The 18,421-nt window shown below is 70.5% G+C and carries 19 protein-coding genes; 5 read left to right on the top strand and 14 right to left on the bottom strand.

Annotated features, from left to right (window positions below):
• Nucleotides 1–271: FAD-binding protein (locus AC31A1_RS04245; RefSeq protein ID WP_489651898.1), on the top strand; the 271-nt coding region annotated here is incomplete at its 5' end.
• 400 nt (nucleotides 272–671) lie between these two features.
• Here AC31A1_RS04245 and AC31A1_RS04250 read toward each other — a convergent pair.
• Nucleotides 672–1,304: a TetR/AcrR family transcriptional regulator gene (locus AC31A1_RS04250; RefSeq protein WP_489651899.1), complete on the bottom strand. Its 633-nt coding sequence runs from the start codon at nucleotides 1,302–1,304 to the stop codon at nucleotides 672–674.
• Between the two features lie 24 nt (nucleotides 1,305–1,328).
• Entirely contained in the window at nucleotides 1,329–2,189 is an 861-nt protein-coding gene (locus AC31A1_RS04255) for an alpha/beta fold hydrolase (protein WP_489651900.1), read from the bottom strand.
• 168 nt (nucleotides 2,190–2,357) lie between these two features.
• On the opposite strand from AC31A1_RS04255, the gene AC31A1_RS04260 reads away from it, so the two are divergent.
• Nucleotides 2,358–3,230, top strand: a complete 873-nt coding sequence (locus AC31A1_RS04260) for a VOC family protein (protein ID WP_489651901.1) — start codon at nucleotides 2,358–2,360, stop codon at nucleotides 3,228–3,230.
• Nucleotides 3,231–3,283: 53 nt separating this feature from the next.
• Here the strand turns inward: AC31A1_RS04260 and AC31A1_RS04265 are convergent, their stop codons facing one another.
• Genes AC31A1_RS04265 through AC31A1_RS04280 form a run of 4 tightly spaced genes read right to left on the bottom strand, consistent with a single transcriptional unit; the run spans nucleotide 3,284 to nucleotide 5,673 of the window.
• Complete coding sequence (locus AC31A1_RS04265; RefSeq protein ID WP_365302527.1) at nucleotides 3,284–3,475, bottom strand: ferredoxin; 192 nt, start codon at nucleotides 3,473–3,475, stop codon at nucleotides 3,284–3,286.
• 17 nt (nucleotides 3,476–3,492) lie between these two features.
• Nucleotides 3,493–4,305 (bottom strand): mycofactocin-coupled SDR family oxidoreductase, encoded by an 813-nt coding sequence (locus AC31A1_RS04270; protein WP_489651902.1) that lies wholly within the window; start codon nucleotides 4,303–4,305, stop codon nucleotides 3,493–3,495.
• Between the two features lie 16 nt (nucleotides 4,306–4,321).
• On the bottom strand, nucleotides 4,322–4,531 hold the full coding sequence (locus AC31A1_RS04275; protein ID WP_489651903.1) for a hypothetical protein: 210 nt from the start codon (nucleotides 4,529–4,531) through the stop codon (nucleotides 4,322–4,324).
• Nucleotides 4,528–5,673, bottom strand: a complete 1,146-nt coding sequence (locus AC31A1_RS04280; protein ID WP_489651904.1) for an amidohydrolase family protein — start codon at nucleotides 5,671–5,673, stop codon at nucleotides 4,528–4,530. The genes AC31A1_RS04275 and AC31A1_RS04280 overlap by 4 nt, the downstream gene beginning before the upstream one ends.
• 180 nt (nucleotides 5,674–5,853) lie before the next feature.
• Here AC31A1_RS04280 and AC31A1_RS04285 point away from each other — a divergent pair, with 180 nt between their 5' ends.
• Nucleotides 5,854–6,717 (top strand): mycofactocin-coupled SDR family oxidoreductase, encoded by an 864-nt coding sequence (locus tag AC31A1_RS04285; RefSeq protein ID WP_489651905.1) that lies wholly within the window; start codon nucleotides 5,854–5,856, stop codon nucleotides 6,715–6,717.
• Between the two features lie 9 nt (nucleotides 6,718–6,726).
• Here AC31A1_RS04285 and AC31A1_RS04290 read toward each other — a convergent pair whose 3' ends face one another.
• From AC31A1_RS04290 to AC31A1_RS04310, 5 genes are all read right to left on the bottom strand, one after another.
• Nucleotides 6,727–7,704: an NADPH:quinone oxidoreductase family protein gene (locus AC31A1_RS04290; RefSeq protein ID WP_489651906.1), complete on the bottom strand. Its 978-nt coding sequence runs from the start codon at nucleotides 7,702–7,704 to the stop codon at nucleotides 6,727–6,729.
• Nucleotides 7,701–8,891 (bottom strand): acyl-CoA dehydrogenase family protein, encoded by a 1,191-nt coding sequence (locus tag AC31A1_RS04295; RefSeq protein WP_489651907.1) that lies wholly within the window; start codon nucleotides 8,889–8,891, stop codon nucleotides 7,701–7,703. The genes AC31A1_RS04290 and AC31A1_RS04295 overlap by 4 nt, the downstream gene beginning before the upstream one ends.
• Nucleotides 8,888–9,655 (bottom strand): SDR family NAD(P)-dependent oxidoreductase, encoded by a 768-nt coding sequence (locus AC31A1_RS04300; protein ID WP_489651908.1) that lies wholly within the window; start codon nucleotides 9,653–9,655, stop codon nucleotides 8,888–8,890. The genes AC31A1_RS04295 and AC31A1_RS04300 overlap by 4 nt, the downstream gene beginning before the upstream one ends.
• 50 nt (nucleotides 9,656–9,705) lie before the next feature.
• A complete protein-coding gene (locus AC31A1_RS04305) occupies nucleotides 9,706–10,854 on the bottom strand; it encodes an acyl-CoA dehydrogenase family protein (RefSeq protein ID WP_489651909.1) in 1,149 nt (382 codons plus the stop codon).
• 145 nt (nucleotides 10,855–10,999) lie between these two features.
• Nucleotides 11,000–12,472, bottom strand: coding sequence for a FadR/GntR family transcriptional regulator (locus AC31A1_RS04310; protein ID WP_489651910.1), 1,473 nt, complete (start codon nucleotides 12,470–12,472; stop codon nucleotides 11,000–11,002).
• 191 nt (nucleotides 12,473–12,663) lie between these two features.
• Between AC31A1_RS04310 and AC31A1_RS04315 the strand changes: the two genes are divergently transcribed.
• Nucleotides 12,664–13,863 (top strand): acyl-CoA dehydrogenase family protein, encoded by a 1,200-nt coding sequence (locus AC31A1_RS04315; protein ID WP_489651911.1) that lies wholly within the window; start codon nucleotides 12,664–12,666, stop codon nucleotides 13,861–13,863.
• Between the two features lie 136 nt (nucleotides 13,864–13,999).
• Complete coding sequence (locus AC31A1_RS04320; protein WP_489651912.1) at nucleotides 14,000–15,241, top strand: cytochrome P450; 1,242 nt, start codon at nucleotides 14,000–14,002, stop codon at nucleotides 15,239–15,241.
• Between the two features lie 4 nt (nucleotides 15,242–15,245).
• On the opposite strand, the gene AC31A1_RS04325 is transcribed toward AC31A1_RS04320, so the two are convergent.
• Genes AC31A1_RS04325 through AC31A1_RS04335 form a run of 3 tightly spaced genes read right to left on the bottom strand, consistent with a single transcriptional unit; the run spans nucleotide 15,246 to nucleotide 18,395 of the window.
• A complete protein-coding gene (locus tag AC31A1_RS04325; RefSeq protein ID WP_489651913.1) occupies nucleotides 15,246–16,391 on the bottom strand; it encodes a thiolase family protein in 1,146 nt (381 codons plus the stop codon).
• Between the two features lie 37 nt (nucleotides 16,392–16,428).
• Complete coding sequence (locus tag AC31A1_RS04330) at nucleotides 16,429–17,577, bottom strand: CaiB/BaiF CoA transferase family protein (RefSeq protein ID WP_489651914.1); 1,149 nt, start codon at nucleotides 17,575–17,577, stop codon at nucleotides 16,429–16,431.
• Between the two features lie 53 nt (nucleotides 17,578–17,630).
• Nucleotides 17,631–18,395 carry a crotonase/enoyl-CoA hydratase family protein gene (locus tag AC31A1_RS04335; RefSeq protein ID WP_489651915.1) on the bottom strand — a complete coding sequence of 255 codons (765 nt, stop codon included), beginning with the start codon at nucleotides 18,393–18,395 and terminating at the stop codon, nucleotides 17,631–17,633.
• Nucleotides 18,396–18,421: the final 26 nt, after the last annotated feature.

Here is an 18,421-nt window from a genome sequence, read left to right on the forward strand (position 1 = left end):
GCCCAACCCGCTGCTGCTGCCGCTCGACACCCCGCCGTACTACGTCGCGACGATCCTGCCGTCCGACATCGGCACCAAGGGCGGCCTGAGGATCGACGAGCACGCGCGCGTGCTGCGTCCGGACGGCACCCCGATCGACGGCCTGTACGCGTCCGGGAACACGGCGGCCGCGATGTCGGGACGCGTGTACCCGGGCGCGGGGACGCCGATCGGTTCGAGTGTCGCCTTCTCCTATCTGGCGGTGCTGGACATCGCGAGCGGCACGGACTGACCCGTCAGAGCCAGCGACGGAACGGCTCCCCGAACACCACCACGTCGGGACGTTTTCGGCTCACAGCCCTTTCCGCCAGGGTCGTCACGGAAAAGCGCGAGGCCAGAAGCGGCCACGCCACGACAACACCAGAAGTGGCATCGCGAAGCCGAAGAAATGCGGCCATTCCGCGAGCGTGACATCCGAGAAGCTTTTGAAGACCCGGTATTTCGGCGTCCCCTCGTGGAGCCACAGAACACCGAGTCGGGCGCGAAGGGGACGTCCTCATGACAGTTTCCCGGCGCCGAATACCGCCTTCGCCTTGTCGGAAGCCGGACAGCGTGACGCCCGCACCGCTCACCTTCGCGGAGCCGGTCACCTTCTTGCCGTTGAAAATGCATCACATGTGCAGCCGCCGCGACTACGGCGTGAGGAGCAGCCGTGCGGCCAGGCGCATGTTGGTCTCCGCCTCCTCGGCGGAGATCTCCTCGGTGAGCATGGCCACGAACAGGCCCCACCAGCCGTAGATGAGCAGTCGTGCCCTGCTGCGGTCGGTCTCCGAGGCCTCGTCGGCGCCGAGGAGGCGCAGGATGGCATGCCCCAGGGCGCTGTCGACGATGTCGATGCGGGCCGGGACGGCGGTCGCGTACTCGGTGAACGAGGACAGCGCCACCGCCGAGGCGAGCAGGGGGCTGTCCAGCAGCTTCACGCTGAGCGTGATGAGCAGTTCGGCGACCTCGGCGGCGGCGTCCGTGTCCTCGGCGGCGACGGAGAGGCTCTCCCGGCCGTTCTCCTGGCCGCCGAGGTACTGCTCGATGTGCCACTCCAGGACGGCCATGAACAGGTACGGCTTGGACGGGAAGTAGCGGTACAGGGTGGCGATGGCGACGCCGGCCTCCTTGGCCACGTCGTGCATCTGCACGCTGGCGAGCCCCTCGCGGGCGCCGAGTTCGGAGGCGGCGCGGAGGATGCGGACCCGGCGGGCGATCTGGCTGCTCGACATCGGGGCCGCCGGTTGCCGTCCCTCAGCGGGTCTCGCCACGTCGTCCCCCATGTCGTCCGGTGCTCCCGCCGACGCTCAGGATGCCTCGGGGCGGGTCAGGAAGGCCAGGACCGCGCTCTCCCATGCCTCCTTCTGCTCGATCATGGCCCAGTGGCCGCAGTCGGGCAGCACATGCAGTTCCGCTTTCGGAATCGTACGCATCGGGATCAGCGCGCTCTCCAGCGGTGTGACCCGGTCGTCGCGGCCCCAGGTCAGCAGAGTCGGCGCGGTGATCTTGTGGAGGGCGGCCCAGATGGGCTGGTCGGAGTGTGCCTGCGCGGCCTGCATGGCGGCCATGGCCTGCCGGCCGTAGATGCGGCGGGATGCCTCCAGGGTCGCGGGCTCGGTGGCGGTCCGCCAGCGTTCCTCGATGAGTTCCTCGGTGAGGAGGGCCGGGTCGTGGACCATCGACCGCAGCCACTGGACGAGGTTCTCGCGGGTCGGGTTCTCGGCGAACTCGACGAGCAGGTTGAGGCCTTCGCTGGGGCCCGGCGAGAGGATGTTGCGGCCCACGCCGCCGATGGTGACGACCTTGCGGAACAGGTCCTTGTGGGCGACGGCGAGTCCGGCGGCGACGAAGCCGCCCATGGAGTTCCCGATGACGTCGACGCGGTCGAGGCCGAGGCCGTCGAGGAAGCGCAGGACGGCCTTCGGGGCCGCCATCATGGGGTTCTCGTCGGTGGGGTCACTGACCCCGAACCCGGGGAATTCCAGGGCGAGGCAGCGGAAGTGCTTCGCGAACACGGGGAGGTTTCCCCGGTAGTTGCGCCAGCCGGTCACGCCGGGACCGGAGCCGTGCAACAGGAGCAGGGGCGGCCCGTCGCCCGCCTCGTGGTAGCGCAACGTGCCCTCGGCGGTGCGCAGTTCGCGCAGCGTGTCCTCAGCGGTGAGTGTCATGACGGTGCGTGGCCTCCGGTCGCGGGATGACAGGCGACAGTCACCGTGCCACCGAGTCCCGGCCGGGCGCCGTACTCCTCCCGATCAGTGGGACGTGCACGGCCCCTGGTCGGCCGGGCTGATTAGCGTCGGGCTGCCAGGACCTGACGACGGTGATGGGAGAACCTGATGGGTGTGCGCTCACTCGGGTATGTACGGCTGGAGTCCAGCGACATCGACAAATGGAAGGTGTTCGGGGCGGATTTCCTCGGCCTGATGCCTGTTGAGGGCGGCGACCCGGAGTCCCTGTACTACCGGATGGACGACTGTCCGGCCCGCATCGTGGTCTCCCCCGGTTCGCAGAGCGGGATGACCGCCCTGGGCTTCGAGGTGATCGACGAACGGGAGCTGGCGAGGCTCGTCGCCGACGTCGAGAAGACCGGCATCAAGGTGACCGCCGGCACCGAGGACGAGGCCGCGGAACGCAGGGTCACCGGCTTCGTCAAGTTCAACGACCCGGGCGGCAACCCGGTCGAGCTGTTCTACGGCGCGATCCTCGACCACGTCCCGGTGCACACGCCGCTGGTCTCGGGCTTCCTGACCGGCGACATGGGCTTCGGGCACGCGATCGTCTCCGCCGAGGACGCGCGGGGCACCTTCGACTTCTACGTCAACACCCTCGGCTTCATCGAGCGCAACACGATGCGGTCGCCGGGCGGCACGACGTGGTTCATGGGCTGCAACCCCCGCCACCACACCCTGGGCGTCACCCCGGCGCCGGGTCCCGGGCGGCTGCTGCACTTCATGGTCGAGGGGAAGACACTGGACGATGTGGGCCGCGCCCTGGACCGGGCCGCGAAGCTCGACGTGCCGATGATGCACTCGCTGGGCAAGCACACCAACGACCACATGGTGTCGTTCTATGTGTGGTCGCCGGAGAACTACGCCGTGGAGTTCGGCTGGAACGGGCTACAGGTGCCGGAGCCGGTGCCGGTCTACGAGATCACCGACGGCGCGTTCTGGGGCCACCACTTCACCCCGCCGCCGCAGCCCGCCGGCTGACCCGGGCACGGACGACAAGAGCCCCACGGTGACGGCTGTGGGGCTCCTCCGTGTCACCGCTCGACGGTGATGGCCCGCTCCGGGCAGGCCAACTCCCCGTCCCTGGCCGCCTGTTCGAGTTCCGGCGGCACCTCGCCGTCGAAGGGCAGCGCGTAGCCGTCGTCGTCGAGCCGGAAGACCTCCGGCGCCGCCGCCGCGCACCTCGCGTGCCCGGAGCACAGCGACGAGTCGATCCTGACCTTCATCCTTGGCTCCGTTCGTTCTACGGCTTGTTCGTCGATCCGGCGTCGACGGTGAACTGGAGACCCGTGACGTACCGCGCCTCGTCCGAGGCCAGGAACAGCACGGCGTTCGACACGTCGCGCGGTTCGACGTACGGGGCGAGGGGGTTCATCGCGGCCAACGCGAACAGCGGTTCCCGCGCGGCGAGTTCCTCGATCGGGACGCCGACGGTGATGCCCGTGTCACTGACGCCGGTGGGGTGCACGGTGTTCACCCGGATGCCGTGCGGGGCGAGTTCGTTCGAGAGCGCCTTCATCAGACCGACGACGCCGTGCTTGCTGGCCACATAGTGGGCGTACGGCACATGGCCGCGGATGCCGGCGGCCGAACTGGTGATGATGACGGAGCCGCCCTGTCCGGCCTCGATCATCCAGGGGATCGCGGCGCGCACCGTGTTCCAGGGGCCCTTGAGGTTGACGTCCATGACGACGTCCCACGCCTCCTCGGACAGTTCCCAGGCGGCGCCGATGCTCATCACGCCCGCGTTCGCCACGAGCGTGTCGAGCCGCCCGAACTCCTCGCGGGCCGCATCGACGGCGACCCGCATCTCGGCGACCGAACGCACATCGGCCTGCACGGCGACGCATCGGCGGCCTGTCGCCCGCACCAACTCCGCTGTCTCTTCCAGCTGTTCCTTCGACGCCAGCGCGTAAGGCAGCTCGTCGCTGATGTCGTGGCACACGTCGGTGACGACGACATCGGCTCCCTCCTCCGCCAGCCGCACGGCGTGGGAACGGCCCTGGCCTCGGGCGGCCCCCGTGATGAGCGCCGCCTTGCCTTCCATACGGCCCACGCCAACTCCTCTTCCTTCAGCGGACATTCAGGTCCTCGGCGGCCTCGCGCAGGGCGCCCAGCCGGGTGTCGAGGAGTTCACGCTCGGCCGCGTCGTCCGCGCCGAGTTCAGCGAGCCGGCGGACGGTGAGACCGATCTCCTCCTGGAGGCGGCCGTACGCCTCGTCGCGGGTCAGCAGGTCGAGGTCGGTCCAGTCGGAGCGCTCGGACTCCGGGCGCCTGCTCATGCGGGAAGGTTGTAGAGGCGGCGGGTGTTCAGCTCCACGATCTTGTGCACCTCGTCGTCCGGTACGTCGGCGAGGACCTCGGCCGCGTAGGCGCGGCTCTTGGGCCAGTAGGAGTCCGAGTGCGGGTAGTCGCACTCCCAGGTGATCTTGTCGACGCCGATGTGGTGCCGTACCTCCACACCGAAGCGGTCGTCGATGAAGCAGCCGTGGAAGTGCTTGTGGAACAGGTCGGACGGCCGCACGGTCTGGTTGACGTTCTGGTAGAAGCGGTGCCGCTCCCAGGTGCCGTCGGCGCGCTCCAGCAGATACGGTATCCAGCCGATCCCGCCCTCGGACAGGCCGATCTTCAACCGCGGATGGTTGTGGAGGACCGGGGAGAACAGCAGGTCGGCAGCCGCGTACATCGAGTTCGTGGCGAACAGGGTGATCGTCACCGCGAAGGGCGCCTCCGGGGCCGTCTTGGGCGCCGCGCCCGAGGTGCCGAAGTGCAGGCACAGAGGCATGTCGGTCTCCTCGGCCGCCGTGAACACCGGGTCCCAGTGGTCGGTGTGGAACGACGGCAGGCCCAGCGGGACCGGGTTCTCCGGGAACGAGATCGCCTTGGCGCCCTTGGCCGCCGTACGCCTGATCTCGGCCGCGCAGGCGTCGACGTCCCACAAGGGCAGGATGACCAGCGGGATGAGCCTGCCGGGGGCGGTGGCGCACCACTCGTCGATCACGAAGTCGTTCCACGCCTGGACGCAGAGCAGGGCGAGGTGCCGGTCCTGGCCGTCCAGGAAGATCGTGCCGGCGAAGCGCGGGAACGACGGGAAGCACAGCGCGCCCCACACGCCGTCCAGATCCATGTCGCGCAGCCGGGCCTTCGGGTCGTAACAGCCCGGGATCATCTCGTCGTAGCGGGTCGGTTCGAGGCCGAACTCCTCAGGTGTCTTGCCCGCGACGGCGTTCAGGCCGATGTAGGGGTAGATGCGGCCCTCGTAGTTCCACACCTCGGCCGGGGCCTGGCCCTCTCCGCGCGCCTGCTCCACGATCCGCGGTCCGGCGTCCCGGTACTTCGCCGGCAGCCGGTCCGACCACAGGCGCGGCGGCTCGATCAGGTGGTCGTCGGTCGACAGCAACTTCATCCATGGCTGCAATGGCATCGATGTGCTCCCTCGATCTCACGGACTCTCTAGCACCGGCCGAATTGTGTGCACTGTTCGGGTCTCACTGAACGGAAACCGGCCGACGGTCAGCGGACTCGACGCCGATCATGGATCACGAACAGTCCCATCGGACAGCATTCAGGCTACTCTTTTATTTCCGGCGGAAGGAGACCCACGATGGGCCGAGTACAGGACAAGGTCGTCTTCATCACCGGGGCCGCGCGCGGCCAGGGCCGCGCCCACGCGCTACGGCTCGCCGCGGAGGGCGCCGACATCATCGCCGTCGACCTGTGCGAGGACATCGCCACCAACGCGTACCCGCTGGCCACCGGGGACGACCTGGACGAGACCGTGCGCCAGGTCGAGAAGCTCGGCCGGCGCATCGTGGCCCGCAAGGCGGACGTACGCGATCCGGCGGCGCTCAAGGCGGCCGTGGCCGACGGGGTGGCCGAACTCGGGCGACTCGACGCCGTGGTCGCGCAGGCCGGTATCGCCCCGCTCGGTCCCCGACAGGGCGTCCAGGCCTTCATCGACGCCGTCACCGTCGACTTCAACGGTGTCGTGCACGCCGTCGAGGCCGCCCTGCCCCATCTGCCGGACGGCGCCTCGATCGTGGCGACCGGGTCCATCGCGGCCCTGACCCCGGCGACCGTCGACAACCCGTCCAACGGCCCCGGCGGCCTCGGCTACTCCTTCGCCAAGCGCCAAGTGGCCGCGTTCGTCCACGACTTGGCGACGGTGCTGCTGTCCCGGAAGATCCGGGTCAACGCGCTGCACCCCACCAACGTCAACACGGACATGCTCAACAGCGACATCATGTACCGCTCGTTCCGCCCGGACCTCGACAACCCGACCCGCGAGGACGCGCTGCTCTCGTTCCCCGCGACGACCGGCATGGACATTCCCTACGTCGAGCCGGAGGACGTCGCCGACACCGTGCTCTTCCTGGTCTCCGACGAGTCCCGCTATGTCACCGGCATGCAGATGCGGGTGGACGCCGGCGGCTACGTCCGCAAGCGCCCCCAACTCCCCGCGTTCTGAGGGCCTTTGCTACGAGGTGAGGTCCAGGACCACCTTGCCGGTGGTCCTGCGCCCGGCGACGTCGGTCAGGGCGCTCGCGACCTCGGCGAGGGCGTGGACGCGGGAGACCAGCGGACGCATCCCGTCCCGGACCATCGCGGCGAGGGCACGGTCGGCGGCGGCCACCGCGTCCGGGGCGTACTGCCGCACCGTACGGATCTCGAAGCCCCGCACCACCAGGTCCTTCAGCAGCACCAGGTTCAGCGGGATGCGCGGGATCTTCCCGTCGGCGTACCCGACCGTGACGAACCGGCCGCCCCGGCGCAGCGCCCGCAGGGCGGCCTCCGCGTGGTCGCCGCCGACCGGGTCGATCACGAGGTGGGCGCCCTCGCCGCCGGTCAACTCCCGTGTGCGGAGCTTGAGATCCTCGTGGACGTAGTCGACGCCCGCCTCGGCGCCGAGCTTGCGGGCGACCGTCAGCCGCTCCTGGCTCGACGCGGCGGCAACCACCCGCATACCGAGCCGGGTCGCGATGTCGACCGCCGCCGAGCCGACTCCGCCGGCCGCGCCGAGCACCGCCACCCACTCCCCCGCGCTGCCCTGTCCGACGGTGACGAGGGAGTGGTAGGCGGTGGCGTACGTGACGTGGAACGCGGCGGCGTGCACCATGTCGAGCCCCTCGGGCACCTGGCGCAGGCTCGCGACGGGCACCACGACCTGTTCGGCGAAGGCGCCGGTGAGCACCGCCCCGGCGACAGGTGAGCCGACCGGCGGGCCGGCCACGCCGGGCCCCAACTCCGCGACCACACCGGCGAATTCACTGCCCGGCGTGAAGGGCAGAGGCGCGGGCACCTGGTAGCGGTCCGCCACGATCAGTACGTCCGGGAAGTTCACCGCGGCCGCGTGCACCCTGACCAGTACCTCGCCAGGGCCAGGCCTGAGGTCGTCGAGTTCGACGACCGAGAGGCCGCCGGGCGGCCCGTACTCCGTGCAGCGTGCGGCTCTCATCGCGCCCTTTCCACGGTCGTCGGCATCGCCGGGTCACGGGGCAGGCCCAACACCTGCTCGGCGATCGTGTTGCGCTGGATCTCGGCGGTGCCCGCGCCGATCGACGAGGCCCGGGTGCGCAGGAACCCCCATACCCAGCGCCCGCGTTGGACGGCATGCGGGTCGCGTCGGCCGAGGATTCCGTACGGTCCCAGCAGGTCGAGGGCGAACTCGTGCAGCTCCTGCTCGAAGGCCACGATGAACAGGCGTGACGTCGAAGAGGCAGGCCCTGGTTCGCCCTTGGCCATGATGTCGGCGATGGTCCGCATGCCGGTGAGCCGCATGACCCGCACCCGGATCTCGAAGTCCGCGAGCCGGTCGCGGACGATCGGGTCGGCCGTCGCGCCGCGCTCGTGGGCGAGTTCGATCAACTCGTCCAACACCCGCCGGTACAGGGCCGCTTGGTTCATCGCCCCGGCCGCGCGTTCATGCCCAAGGCTCGTCCGCACCAGCGGCCAGCCGCCGTTCTCCTCGCCGATGCGGTTCGCGACCGGTACGCGTACGTCGTCGAAGAAGATCTCGCAGAAGTGCGCATCGCCGGTCAGGTCGCGCAGTGGCCGCACGGTCACCCCGGGGGCGTGGGCGTCGATCAGGAGGTAACTGATGCCGTCCTGGCGGGAGTCGGGCGGTCCGGTGCGGACGAGGGTGAAGACGATGTCGGCGATGTCGGCCGAACTGTTCCACACCTTCTGCCCGTTGACGACGTACTCCGCGCCCTCGCGCCGTGCCGTCGTGCGCAGCGCGGGGAGGTCCGATCCCGCCTCCGGTTCGGAGTAGCCCTGGGCCCACACCATGTCGCCGCGCAGCATGGGGCGCAGGTGGTGCTCCTTCTGCTCGGGCGTGCCGTACTTGATGAGGGTGGGGGCGGCGATGCCCAGTCCGGTCCCCAGAGGTCCGGGGACGTGGGCGCGGGCGTACTCCTCCTGGTAGACGACCTGGCGGGCGAAGGACAGGTCCATGCCTCCGTACGCGCGCGGCCAGCTCGGGCCGGCGTAACCGGCGTCGTACAGCGCGGCCAGCCATTTCTTCTGCCAGGCGACCCGCTCGGCGGGGTCCTTGGGGCGGCGGCCGGGATGCTGCTCCGTCAGGAAGGCCCGCAGGCGGGCGCGGAACTGTTCGTCGGTCTCGTCGGTCTCGTCCACCGTCATCGCGGGGCCATGCGGATGGCGCCGTCGAGGCGGACGGTCTGGCCGTTGAGGTAGGGGTTCTCCAGCATCTCCACGGCGAGGCGGGCGAAGTCGTCCGGGTCGCCGAGGCGTTTGGGGTGCGGCACGGAGGCGGCGAGGCCGTCGCGGATGTCGGCGCGGAGGCGGCCTAGCATCGGGGTGTCCATGATGCCGGGGGCGATGGTGTTCACGCGGATCTGCCAGCTGGCCAGGTCGCGGGCGGCGACGAGGGTGATGCCGTGGACTCCGGCCTTGGCGGCGGTGTAAGAGGTCTGCCCGATCTGGCCGTCGAACGCGGCGACCGACGCGGTGAGCACTACGGCGCCGCGGTCGCCGTCGACGACCTCGTTGCCGGCGAGGCGGGCGGCGGAGAGGCGCAGCACGTTGTAGCTGCCGATCAGGTTGACGCGTACGACCTCGGCGAAGGTGTCGAGTTGGCCGGGCTTGCGGTCGCGGTCGATGATCCTGGTGCGGTCGCCGCCGCGTCCGGCGCAGTGCACGACGGCACGCAGGGTGCCGAGTCGCTCGGCTGCGTCGAGGGCGGCGGCCACCGCGGTCTCGTCGGTGACGTCGGTGCGGACGAAGCGTGCGGCCTCGCCGAGGTCGGCGACGGCCTTGACGCCCTGTTCCTCGGAGATGTCGGCGAGGACGACACGTCCGCCGCGTTCGATGACGCGCCGCGCGGTGGCCAGGCCGAGCCCGGAGGCGCCGCCGGTGACGAGTGCCGCTGAACCGTCGATGTTCACACCCAACTCCTCATAGACTGCGGGGTTTTGGAGGCCAGTTCTGCAGGGTCTCAAAGGCCCAGGGACTTGCTGATGATGAGCTTCATGACCTCGCTGGTGCCGCCGTAGATGCGGGTCACGCGGGCGTCGGCGTACAGGCGGGCGATCGGGGATTCGAGGATGTAGCCGTAGCCGCCGTGCAGTTGGAGACAGCGGTCGACGACGCGCCCCTGTGTCTCGGTGCAGACCAGCTTGGTCCGTGCCGCGTCCACGGGGTCCAGTCCGCCCGCGACGAGCGCGCTGACCGCCGCATCGAGGAGAGCTTGGGCAGCCGTCAACTCGGCGTCCAGGGCGGCGAGTTCGAACTTCGTGTTCTGGAACTGGGCCAGTGGTCTCCCGAACACGGTCCGGTCGCGGACGTAGGCCACGGTCAGGTCGATGGCGGTACGGGCCTGGGCGACCGCGCCGACCGCGATGGCGAGGCGTTCCTGGGCGAGGTTGCGGCCCAGGAGGGTGAAGGCGGCGCCCTCCTCGCCGAGGAGGTTGGCGGCGGGCACGCGGACGTCGTCGAAGGCGAGTTCCACGGTGTCCTGGACGGCCAGGCCGATCTTCTCCAGCTTGCGCCCGACGGTGAAGCCGGGCATCCCCTTCTCCACCACGAGGAGGGAGAGACCGGCGCGCCGGTCGTCGGGGTCGACCGCGGTGCGGGCGACCACGATCACCAGGTCGGCGTGGTGGCCGCCGGTGATGAAGGTCTTGGCGCCGTTCAGCACGAAGTGGTCGCCGTCGCGGACCGCCCGGGTGGTGACGCCGGCGAGGTCGGAGCCGGTGGCGGGCTCGCTCATCGCGATCGCGGTGTACAGCTCGCCGGAGGCCAACCCCGGGAGCCAGCGCGCCCGTTGCCCGGCATTGGCCAGGCCCGTGAAGTACGGGACGACGATGTCGAGATGGGTACGGAGGCCGCCGAGGGTGACGCGGGCGCGGGCGCACTCCTCCTGGATCACCGCGTTGTAGCGGTAGTCGTCCTGGCCGCCCCCGCCGTACTCCTCCGGGATGGCCGTGCCGATGATGCCGAGCTTGCCCAGTGCGGTGAACAGGTCGCGGGGGACGAGTCCGGCTCGCCGCCAGTCCTCGTACGACGGGACCACCTCGCGGGCGAGGAAGTCACGGACCAGCAGACGAAAGTCCTCGTGGGTCTCTTCGAACAGGGTCCGGCGCATCGGATCTCCTTCGGCTCGACCTATTCAGTATACCTAATTAGCCTCGCCCGACACAGCCTGGTGCACCCTGGTGCGGCAGAACGCCCCATGAGCCCGGAGGCAGCATGGGGCGTCAGCGGTCGCTCAGCGGAGAAGTGTCAGGGGATCAGTGCCACCAAGGGATCAGCGCGTCCAGGTGGCGGCGCATCCGGTGCCGGGCCACTCCGGCGTCGCCCTCGACGATGGCGTCGAGAATCCGCTGGTGGACGTGCTGCACTTCACCCGCCGCCGTGTCGCCGGGCAGCGGCCGGTCGTGGCCGGAGGCGTGGCGGCGGAACAGCTCGGTGATGATCGACAGGAACAGCGCGAGCACCGGGTTGTCGGAGAGCGCGGCCAGTTCGGTGTGGAAGAGGTCGGCCTTGCGCGGGTCGTCGGCGGGGCCCTCCGTGCTCCAGCGCACGGCCCTGCCCAGCCGTTCGGTCACCTCTTTGTCGCCCTCCGCGACTCTGGCGGTGACCCGGGCGACGATGCCGAGTTCGATGGCGTTGCGGACGATCCGCAGGTCGTCGGCGGTGACGCCCTGGTACTCAAGGAACAGCGCCATGGTGTCGATGCTGGCCTGCGGCTCGGGCTCGGTGACGATCAGGCCGCCGCCGGGGCCGCGACGCATCCTGGCGACCGCGTGGTACTCCAACAGCCGTACGGCTTCCCGCAGTACGGCCCGGCTGATCGAGTAGCGGGCGAGCAGATCGGCCTCGGAGCCGAGCACCATGCCGGTCTGCCAGCCGCGCGCGGCGATGTCGTCGTGGATCCTGGCCGCGACCACTTCGGCGAGCTTGGCCCGCGGGCCCTCGACCAGTTCGGGCTCGACCACGCTGCCCGCGATCCGCTGCCCGCGCCGCACCCGGTGCTTCTCGATCCAGCCGGCCACCGACTCCAGATGCGCGGTCAACTCGGTCTGGGCGCGGGCCCCGTCGTCGGCGATCACCGCGTCGACGACGGCTTTGTGCGCACGGTGCGAGGTGTCCTTCGCCGCGTGCATCTCGGCCTTGGAGATACGGCGGGAGGTGTGCGCGTAGCGGGCGGTGAGCCGGGTGAGCACATCGACGAACAGGTGCAGCACCGGGTTCCCGGACAGCCGGCCGAGCACGGGGTGGAGGGGGTCCTGCGAGTGGACGCCGGGTTCGTCCCAGTGGTCGAGTTCCGCGTCGAGTGTGGTCCGGAGGGTGTCGATGCCCTCCTCGGTGATGCGGTCGGCGGCCAGTCCGGCGGCGATCGGCTCCAGCAGGAGGCGCGCCTGGAGGAGGTCCGTGACGCTCGTGCCGACGTATTCGAGGTAGATCACCATGGCGCGGGTGGCCGGTCCGGCGTCCGGCGCGCAGACGATCAGACCGCCGTTCGGGCCGCGCCGCATCCGGGCCACCTGGTGGTGCTCGACGAGCCGTACCGCCTCGCGCAGCACCGCGCGGCTCACCCCGAGCCGCTCCCGCAGATCCACCTCGGACCCCAACGACTCGCCCACCGGCCAGCCCTGGCGGATCACGGTCGCCTCGATACGGCGGGCGGTCTGTGCGGCCAGCTTGCCGACCGGGAGGCCGGTCTCGCCGTCGGCGGGCTCGCGGTCGACGGCAGTCGCCATGGCCAACTCCTCTGGGGCGGATATTGCGGATCCCCAGTCTATTCGCCACCTGGGCAGGAGACGTGCGGTTCGCGCACCTGCAACCAAGATGAGGCCACTTTTTCGACCTTACGACCCTAGCAACCGGGTGAACGGCATGGTTAAAGTAACCTCATTTCGCAGCACGGCATGAGAACAGGGAGCCGACAGCGATGCGCCTGGAATCCACGCCCGAGCTCGAAGCGTTCCGCAGGAAGGTGCGCGCCTTCGTCGCGGAGCACGCTCCGGGCACCAAGACCCGTGCCGGGGTGCGCGCACCGGAGCCGGAACTGATGCCGGCGATCCGGGAGTGGACCGCCAAGCTGTTCGAGGCGGGCTTCCTCGGGATCGGCTGGCCGGCCGAGTACGGCGGCCGGCCCGACGCGCACCCTCTGGAGCCGTCGGTCGTGGCCGAGGAGATCGCCCGGGCCCGCACCTGGCAGCCGATCGGCGCCGCCTCACTGGCCTCGGCCGCGCTGCTGGAGTTCGGCACCGCCGACCAGCGGGCGCGTTTCCTGCCGCGTATCCGCTCCTGCCAGGACGTGTGGTGCCAGCTGTTCAGTGAGCCCGAGGCGGGCAGCGACCTGGCGGCGCTCCGGACGCGGGCGGTCCTGGAGGGCGAGGGCGACGACGCGGTGTTCGTCGTGGACGGCCAGAAGGTGTGGACGACCAACGGCCAGCACGCCGACATGGGCTATCTGCTCGCGCGCACCGACCGCGAGGCCCCGAAGCACAAGGGCATCACGGCGTTCGCCCTCGACCTGCGCAGCCCGGGCGTCGACATCCGGCCGTTGCGGGAGATCACCGGGACGACCGACTTCAACGAGGTCTTCCTGGACGGGGTCCGCATCCCGGCCGCGAACGTGATCGGCCGCGTGAACGACGGCTGGCGGGTGGCCATGAGCAGCCTCGGCCACGAGCGTTCCGGCGTGGCCGCGCGCGGAGTCGAACTGATAGCCGTGCTCGACGACCTGGTGCGCCTCGTCTCTCGCACGACGGTGGACGGCGGGCCCGCGCTGGACGACTCCGCGACCCGGCAGGCGATCGGCGAACTGGCCACGCGGGTCCAGGTGAACGCCGCGCTGATCGGCCTCGCCCAGTCACGGATGCTGCACGACACGGAACAGCCCGCCGACGCCCTCCTCGGCAAGATCTTCTTCAGCGAGCTCAACCACGACCTGGTCGACTTCGGCCTGAGCCTCCAGGGCACGGACGGACTGCTGGTCGAGGGCGACGAGGATGCCGTGGCGGAGGGCTGGTGGCAGGACGCGCATCTGTACTCGCGGGCGTACACGATCGCCGGCGGGGCGAACGAGGTGCTGCGCACGCAGGTCGCCGAGCGGGGGCTGGGTATGCCGCGAGAGCCCCGCTGACCTGCGCCGCCCTCAAATAGACCGTACGGTCGATATGCGTACCACGAACGCGGGGCAGGCCACCTGAAGATTGATTGTACCGATCGGTCGACGTATCGTTCAGTGAGGTATGGGCCGACGAGAGGACACCAGAACGATGACCGAGAACGTGGCCGGAACCGACGTCGCCGAGGATCTGCCCGAGTACCCGTCGCCCCGATCGGGCGAGTGCCCGTTCGCTCCGCCGCCGGGTCTCCTCAAGCTGCACGACACGGGCAGGGCCCTGGTCCGGGCGAAGACCTGGGACGGCACGACCCCGTGGGTCGTCACGACCCACGCGGCCCAGCGGCAGCTGCTGACCGATCCCCGGCTGAGCGCGGATATCGGGGCGCCCGGATATCCGCACACGACCGAGGCGATGAAGGCGCACGCGGCCCATATCCAGCCGTCGATCAACAACACCGACGGTGCCGAACACACCCGGTGGCGGCGGATGTTGACGAGTTCGTTCACCCGGCACCGGATGGAGAAGATCCGCCCGGAGATCCAGCGCATCACCGACGACCTCATCGACAGGATGCTCGCGGGTCCCAACCCGGCGGAGCTGAACGAGGCGCTGTCCCTCCCGCTGCCGTCGCTGATGATCTGCGCGCTCCTCGGGGTGCCGTACGAGGACCACGACTTCTTCCAGGAGCACGCGGGAGTCACCAACGCGCGCTTCAAGACGCCGGAGAAGGCGGCGGAGAGCACGGCGACCGTGCGCCGCTACATCGCCGGGCTCATCGAGGCCAAGATGGACAACCCCGGCGAGGACGTCCTCTCCGACCTCGGCGCGCGCATCAAGGCGGGCGAGCTGTCCATGGAGGAGGCCGCGCCCCTGGGGCACATCCTGCTCGTCGCCGGGCACGACACCAGCGCCAACATGATCACGCTGGGCACCGCGCTGCTCCTGGAGAACCCCGACCAGCTCGCGGGCCTGCGCGAGCACTCGGACGATCCGAAGTACGTGACGAGCACGGTCGAGGAACTGCTGCGCTACCTCACCATCCCGCACCTGCTGGCACGCCGGGCCGTGCTCGACGACATCGAGATCGACGGCGAGACCATCCGCGCGGGCGAGGGCGTCATCGCGTCACTGCCCGCCGCGAACTGGGACCCGCAGGCGTTCCCCGACCCCGAGAAGCTCGACCTCACCCGCACCGCCTCCCACCACCATGCGTTCGGCTGGGGCCCGCACCAGTGCGTGGGACAGCAGCTGGCCCGCATCGAACTCCACGTCGTCTTCAGCACGTTGTTCCGCCGGATCCCGACCCTCCGACTCGCCGTGGACGTCTCGGAGTTGAAGTTCAAGGAGGACTCCCAGGCTTACGGCATCTACGAGTTGCCGGTCGCCTGGTGAGCTGTCACGGGAGCAGCTCGATGATCGTGGCGTTGGCGGTGCCGCCGCCCTCGCACATCGTCTGGAGCCCGTAGCGCAGGTTCCGTTGCCGCATCCGGGCGAGCAGCCGGGTCATCAGGATGGCGCCGGAGCCGCCGAGCGGGTGGCCGACCGCGATCGCCCCGCCCAGCGGGTTGAGCCGCTCGGGGTCGGCTCCGGTCTCGGCCAGCCACGCCAACGGCACGGGGGCGAACGCCTCGTTGACCTCGAACGCTCCGATGTCGTCGATGGACAGACCGGACCGGCGCAGCACCTTCTCGGTCGCCGGGATCGGGCCGGTCAGCATCATGACCGGGTCCGCGCCGCTCACCGCGCCCGAGTGGTAGCGGGCGATCGGCTTGAGGCCCAACTCCCTTGCCCGTTCGGGAGTTGTGATCAGGAGGGCGGCGGCGCCGTCGGATATCTGGGAGGCGTTCCCGGCGTGGATCACGCCGTCGTCCTTGAACGACGGCTTGAGCCTGGCGAGGGTCTCGACCGAGGTGCCGCGCCGCAGGCCCTCGTCGACGGTGAACTTGGTGCCGTCGACTTCGATGGGCACGATGTGGTCGTCGAAGATGCCCGAGTCGATCGCCGCGGCGGCCTTGGCGTGCGACTCGGACGCGAACTCGTCCAGGCGGGTGCGGCTGAGGCCCCAGCGCTCGGAGATCAGCTCGGCGCCGACACCCTGGCTGAACTGGAACCCGTCGTAACGGGCCAGGACGGCGGGGCCGTACGGCTGGCCGGTGGTCCGGTGCGAGCCGAGCGGGACCCTGGTCATGGTCTCCACGCCCCCGGCGACCACGAGGTCGTACTGCCCGGCCATGACGGCGTGGGCGGCGGAGTCGACGGCCTGTTGGCTGGACCCGCAGGCCCGGTTGATGGTCACGCCGGGCACCTCCTCGGGCCAGCCCGCGGCCAGCGCGGCGAACCGGGCGATGTTGCTGGACTGGTCGCCGATCTGGGTCACGCATCCCCACATCACGTCGTCCACGGTGCCGGGGTCCACACCGGTGCGTTCCACCAGCGCGGTGAGCACATGTGCCGACAGATCGGCCGCGTGCACGGCGGCAAGGGAGCCGTTGCGCTTGCCGATGGGCGTGCGGACGGCGTCGACGATGACGGCCTCGGGCATGGAAGGGTCCTCTCGGTCGGTGGGGAACTGGACGGCGTCAGTGGGGGAACTGGACGGCGGCGCCGCTGTCGACGAGTTCGTCGACGTCGGCGATCTCCCAGTCCCGGAACACGGCGCGGGTGTCGGCGCCTACGGGTGGTGCGGCCGGGCCGGGGCTCGACGGTGTCGCCGAGAAGCGGGGTGCCGCGGCGGGCTGGACGACGCCGTCCCGGTCGAACAGGCTGCCGCGCGCGGCCAGTTGGGGGTGTGCCGCCGCCTCGGTGAGGCCTAGGACGGGGGCGACGCAGGCGTCGGTGCCCTCGAACAGGGCCGCCCATTCGTCGCGGGTGTGCTCCGCGAAGCGTTCCGCCAGGCGGCGGCGCAGCTCCGGCCAGGTCGCGCGGTCGTGCTGGAGGTCGGGATCGACGTCGAGCTTGAGCAGCTCGATCAGGCACCGGTAGAACTTGGCCTCCAGCGCGCCGACCGCCACATGCCGGCCGTCCTTGGTCCCGTAGACGGCGTAGAACGGCCAGCCGCCGTCGAGTTGGTTGATACCCCGCTCGTCGGCCCACGCGCCGCGCCCGAGTTTGCCGAAGGTGCTCGCGAGGAGATGGGCCGTCCCGTCGACGATGGCCGCGTCGACGACCTGGCCGACTCCCGTGCGCCCTACGGCGTGCAGGGCGGCCAGCACGCCGATCACGAGGTAGCAGCCGCCGCCCCCGAAGTCGCCGACGAGGTTGAGCGGTATCTGCGGGGGTCCGCCGGTGTCTCCGATCGCGCCGAGTGCGCCGGTGAGGGCGATGTAGGTGAGGTCGTGTCCGGCGGCCGCCGCGAGGGGTCCGGTCTGGCCCCAGCCGGTCATCCGGCCGTAGACCAGCCGGGGGTTGCGGGCGAGGCACTCGTGCGGTCCGATGCCCAGGCGTTCGGTGACGCCCGGGCGGAATCCCTCGATCAACACGTCGGCGCGCTGGGCGAGTCGGAGGAGAGCGGCGGGTCCGGCCGGGTGTTTCAGGTCGAGTACGACCGAACGCTTCCCGCGGTTGAGTACGTCCGCGGGACCGCCCGCGTCGGGTTCGTCCGCCCGCTCTGGCCGGTCCACCCGGACGACCTCCGCGCCGAGATCGGCGAGCAGCATGCCCGCGAACGGGCCCGGTCCGATGCCGCCGAGCTCGACCACTCGGCAGCCGGACAGCGGTCCTGTGCTCACAACACCCTCCCTGACAGCCTCAGTTGAGGAGACATGTTCGGCCTACGACGCTGTCAGCGTCCCTTCCAGACCGGCGGCCGTTTCTCGGCGAAGGCCGCGGCCCCTTCCCGCGCGTCCTCGGACGAGAACACCGGCGAGGCGATCTCGGCCTGCCGGATCCAGCCCTCCTCCAGCGTCCACTCGGCGGCGGACTGCGCGATCTGCTTGGTCGCGGCGACGGCGAGGGGGCCGTTCGCCGCGATGGCCTCGGCGAGTTCCAGCGCGCCGGCGAGCGCGCCGCCCTCGTCGGTGAGCCGGTTGACCAGTCCGACCTCGGCCGCGCGTCCGGCGGTGATGGGCTCGCCGGTCAGCAGCAGCTCCAGCGCGATCGCGTACGGGATCCGCTGCGGCAGTCGCAGCGCCGCACCGGCCCGGGCGACCAGGGACCGCGTCACCTCCGGTACCCCGACCCGCGCCGAGCGGGACGCGACGACGAGATCGCAGGCGAGCAGCAGCTCGAAGCCGCCGGCCAGCGCCCAGCCCTCGACCGCGGCGACCAGTGGCTTGCGGGGCGGGGTGACGGTGATCCCGCACAGCCCGCGGCCCTCGATCGCGGGACTCTCGCCGCGCAGCCAGGCCTTGAGGTCCATCCCCGCCGAGAACGTGCCGCCCGCCCCGGTGAGCACACCGACCCGCAGCTCCTCCGACTCGTCCAGCTCGTCCACGGCGGCGGCGACACCGGCGGCCACGCCGGCGTCGAGCGCGTTCTTCACCGCAGGACGGTTGATCGTGATGACCTGGATCGCGCCCCGGCGCTCCACCAGCACTTCGTCCGACATCCTGCCTCCTGATGCTCGTTCTCGAT

Source organism: Streptomyces sp. P5F9 (assembly GCF_057961495.1).

Bases quoted from the DNA above. Each gene is read 5' to 3' on its own strand.
- AC31A1_RS04250 (WP_489651899.1), bottom strand. From the start codon at position 1,304: ATGGGGGACGACGTGGCGAGACCCGCTGAGGGACGGCAACCGGCGGCC.
- AC31A1_RS04255 (WP_489651900.1), bottom strand. From the start codon at position 2,189: ATGACACTCACCGCTGAGGACACGCTGCGCGAACTGCGCACCGCCGAG.
- AC31A1_RS04260 (WP_489651901.1), top strand. From the start codon at position 2,358: ATGGGTGTGCGCTCACTCGGGTATGTACGGCTGGAGTCCAGCGACATC.
- AC31A1_RS04265 (WP_365302527.1), bottom strand. From the start codon at position 3,475: ATGAAGGTCAGGATCGACTCGTCGCTGTGCTCCGGGCACGCGAGGTGC.
- AC31A1_RS04275 (WP_489651903.1), bottom strand. From the start codon at position 4,531: ATGAGCAGGCGCCCGGAGTCCGAGCGCTCCGACTGGACCGACCTCGAC.
- AC31A1_RS04280 (WP_489651904.1), bottom strand. From the start codon at position 5,673: ATGCCATTGCAGCCATGGATGAAGTTGCTGTCGACCGACGACCACCTG.
- AC31A1_RS04285 (WP_489651905.1), top strand. From the start codon at position 5,854: ATGGGCCGAGTACAGGACAAGGTCGTCTTCATCACCGGGGCCGCGCGC.
- AC31A1_RS04290 (WP_489651906.1), bottom strand. From the start codon at position 7,704: ATGAGAGCCGCACGCTGCACGGAGTACGGGCCGCCCGGCGGCCTCTCG.
- AC31A1_RS04295 (WP_489651907.1), bottom strand. From the start codon at position 8,891: ATGACGGTGGACGAGACCGACGAGACCGACGAACAGTTCCGCGCCCGC.
- AC31A1_RS04305 (WP_489651909.1), bottom strand. From the start codon at position 10,854: ATGCGCCGGACCCTGTTCGAAGAGACCCACGAGGACTTTCGTCTGCTG.
- AC31A1_RS04310 (WP_489651910.1), bottom strand. From the start codon at position 12,472: ATGGCGACTGCCGTCGACCGCGAGCCCGCCGACGGCGAGACCGGCCTC.
- AC31A1_RS04315 (WP_489651911.1), top strand. From the start codon at position 12,664: ATGCGCCTGGAATCCACGCCCGAGCTCGAAGCGTTCCGCAGGAAGGTG.
- AC31A1_RS04320 (WP_489651912.1), top strand. From the start codon at position 14,000: ATGACCGAGAACGTGGCCGGAACCGACGTCGCCGAGGATCTGCCCGAG.
- AC31A1_RS04325 (WP_489651913.1), bottom strand. From the start codon at position 16,391: ATGCCCGAGGCCGTCATCGTCGACGCCGTCCGCACGCCCATCGGCAAG.
- AC31A1_RS04335 (WP_489651915.1), bottom strand. From the start codon at position 18,395: ATGTCGGACGAAGTGCTGGTGGAGCGCCGGGGCGCGATCCAGGTCATC.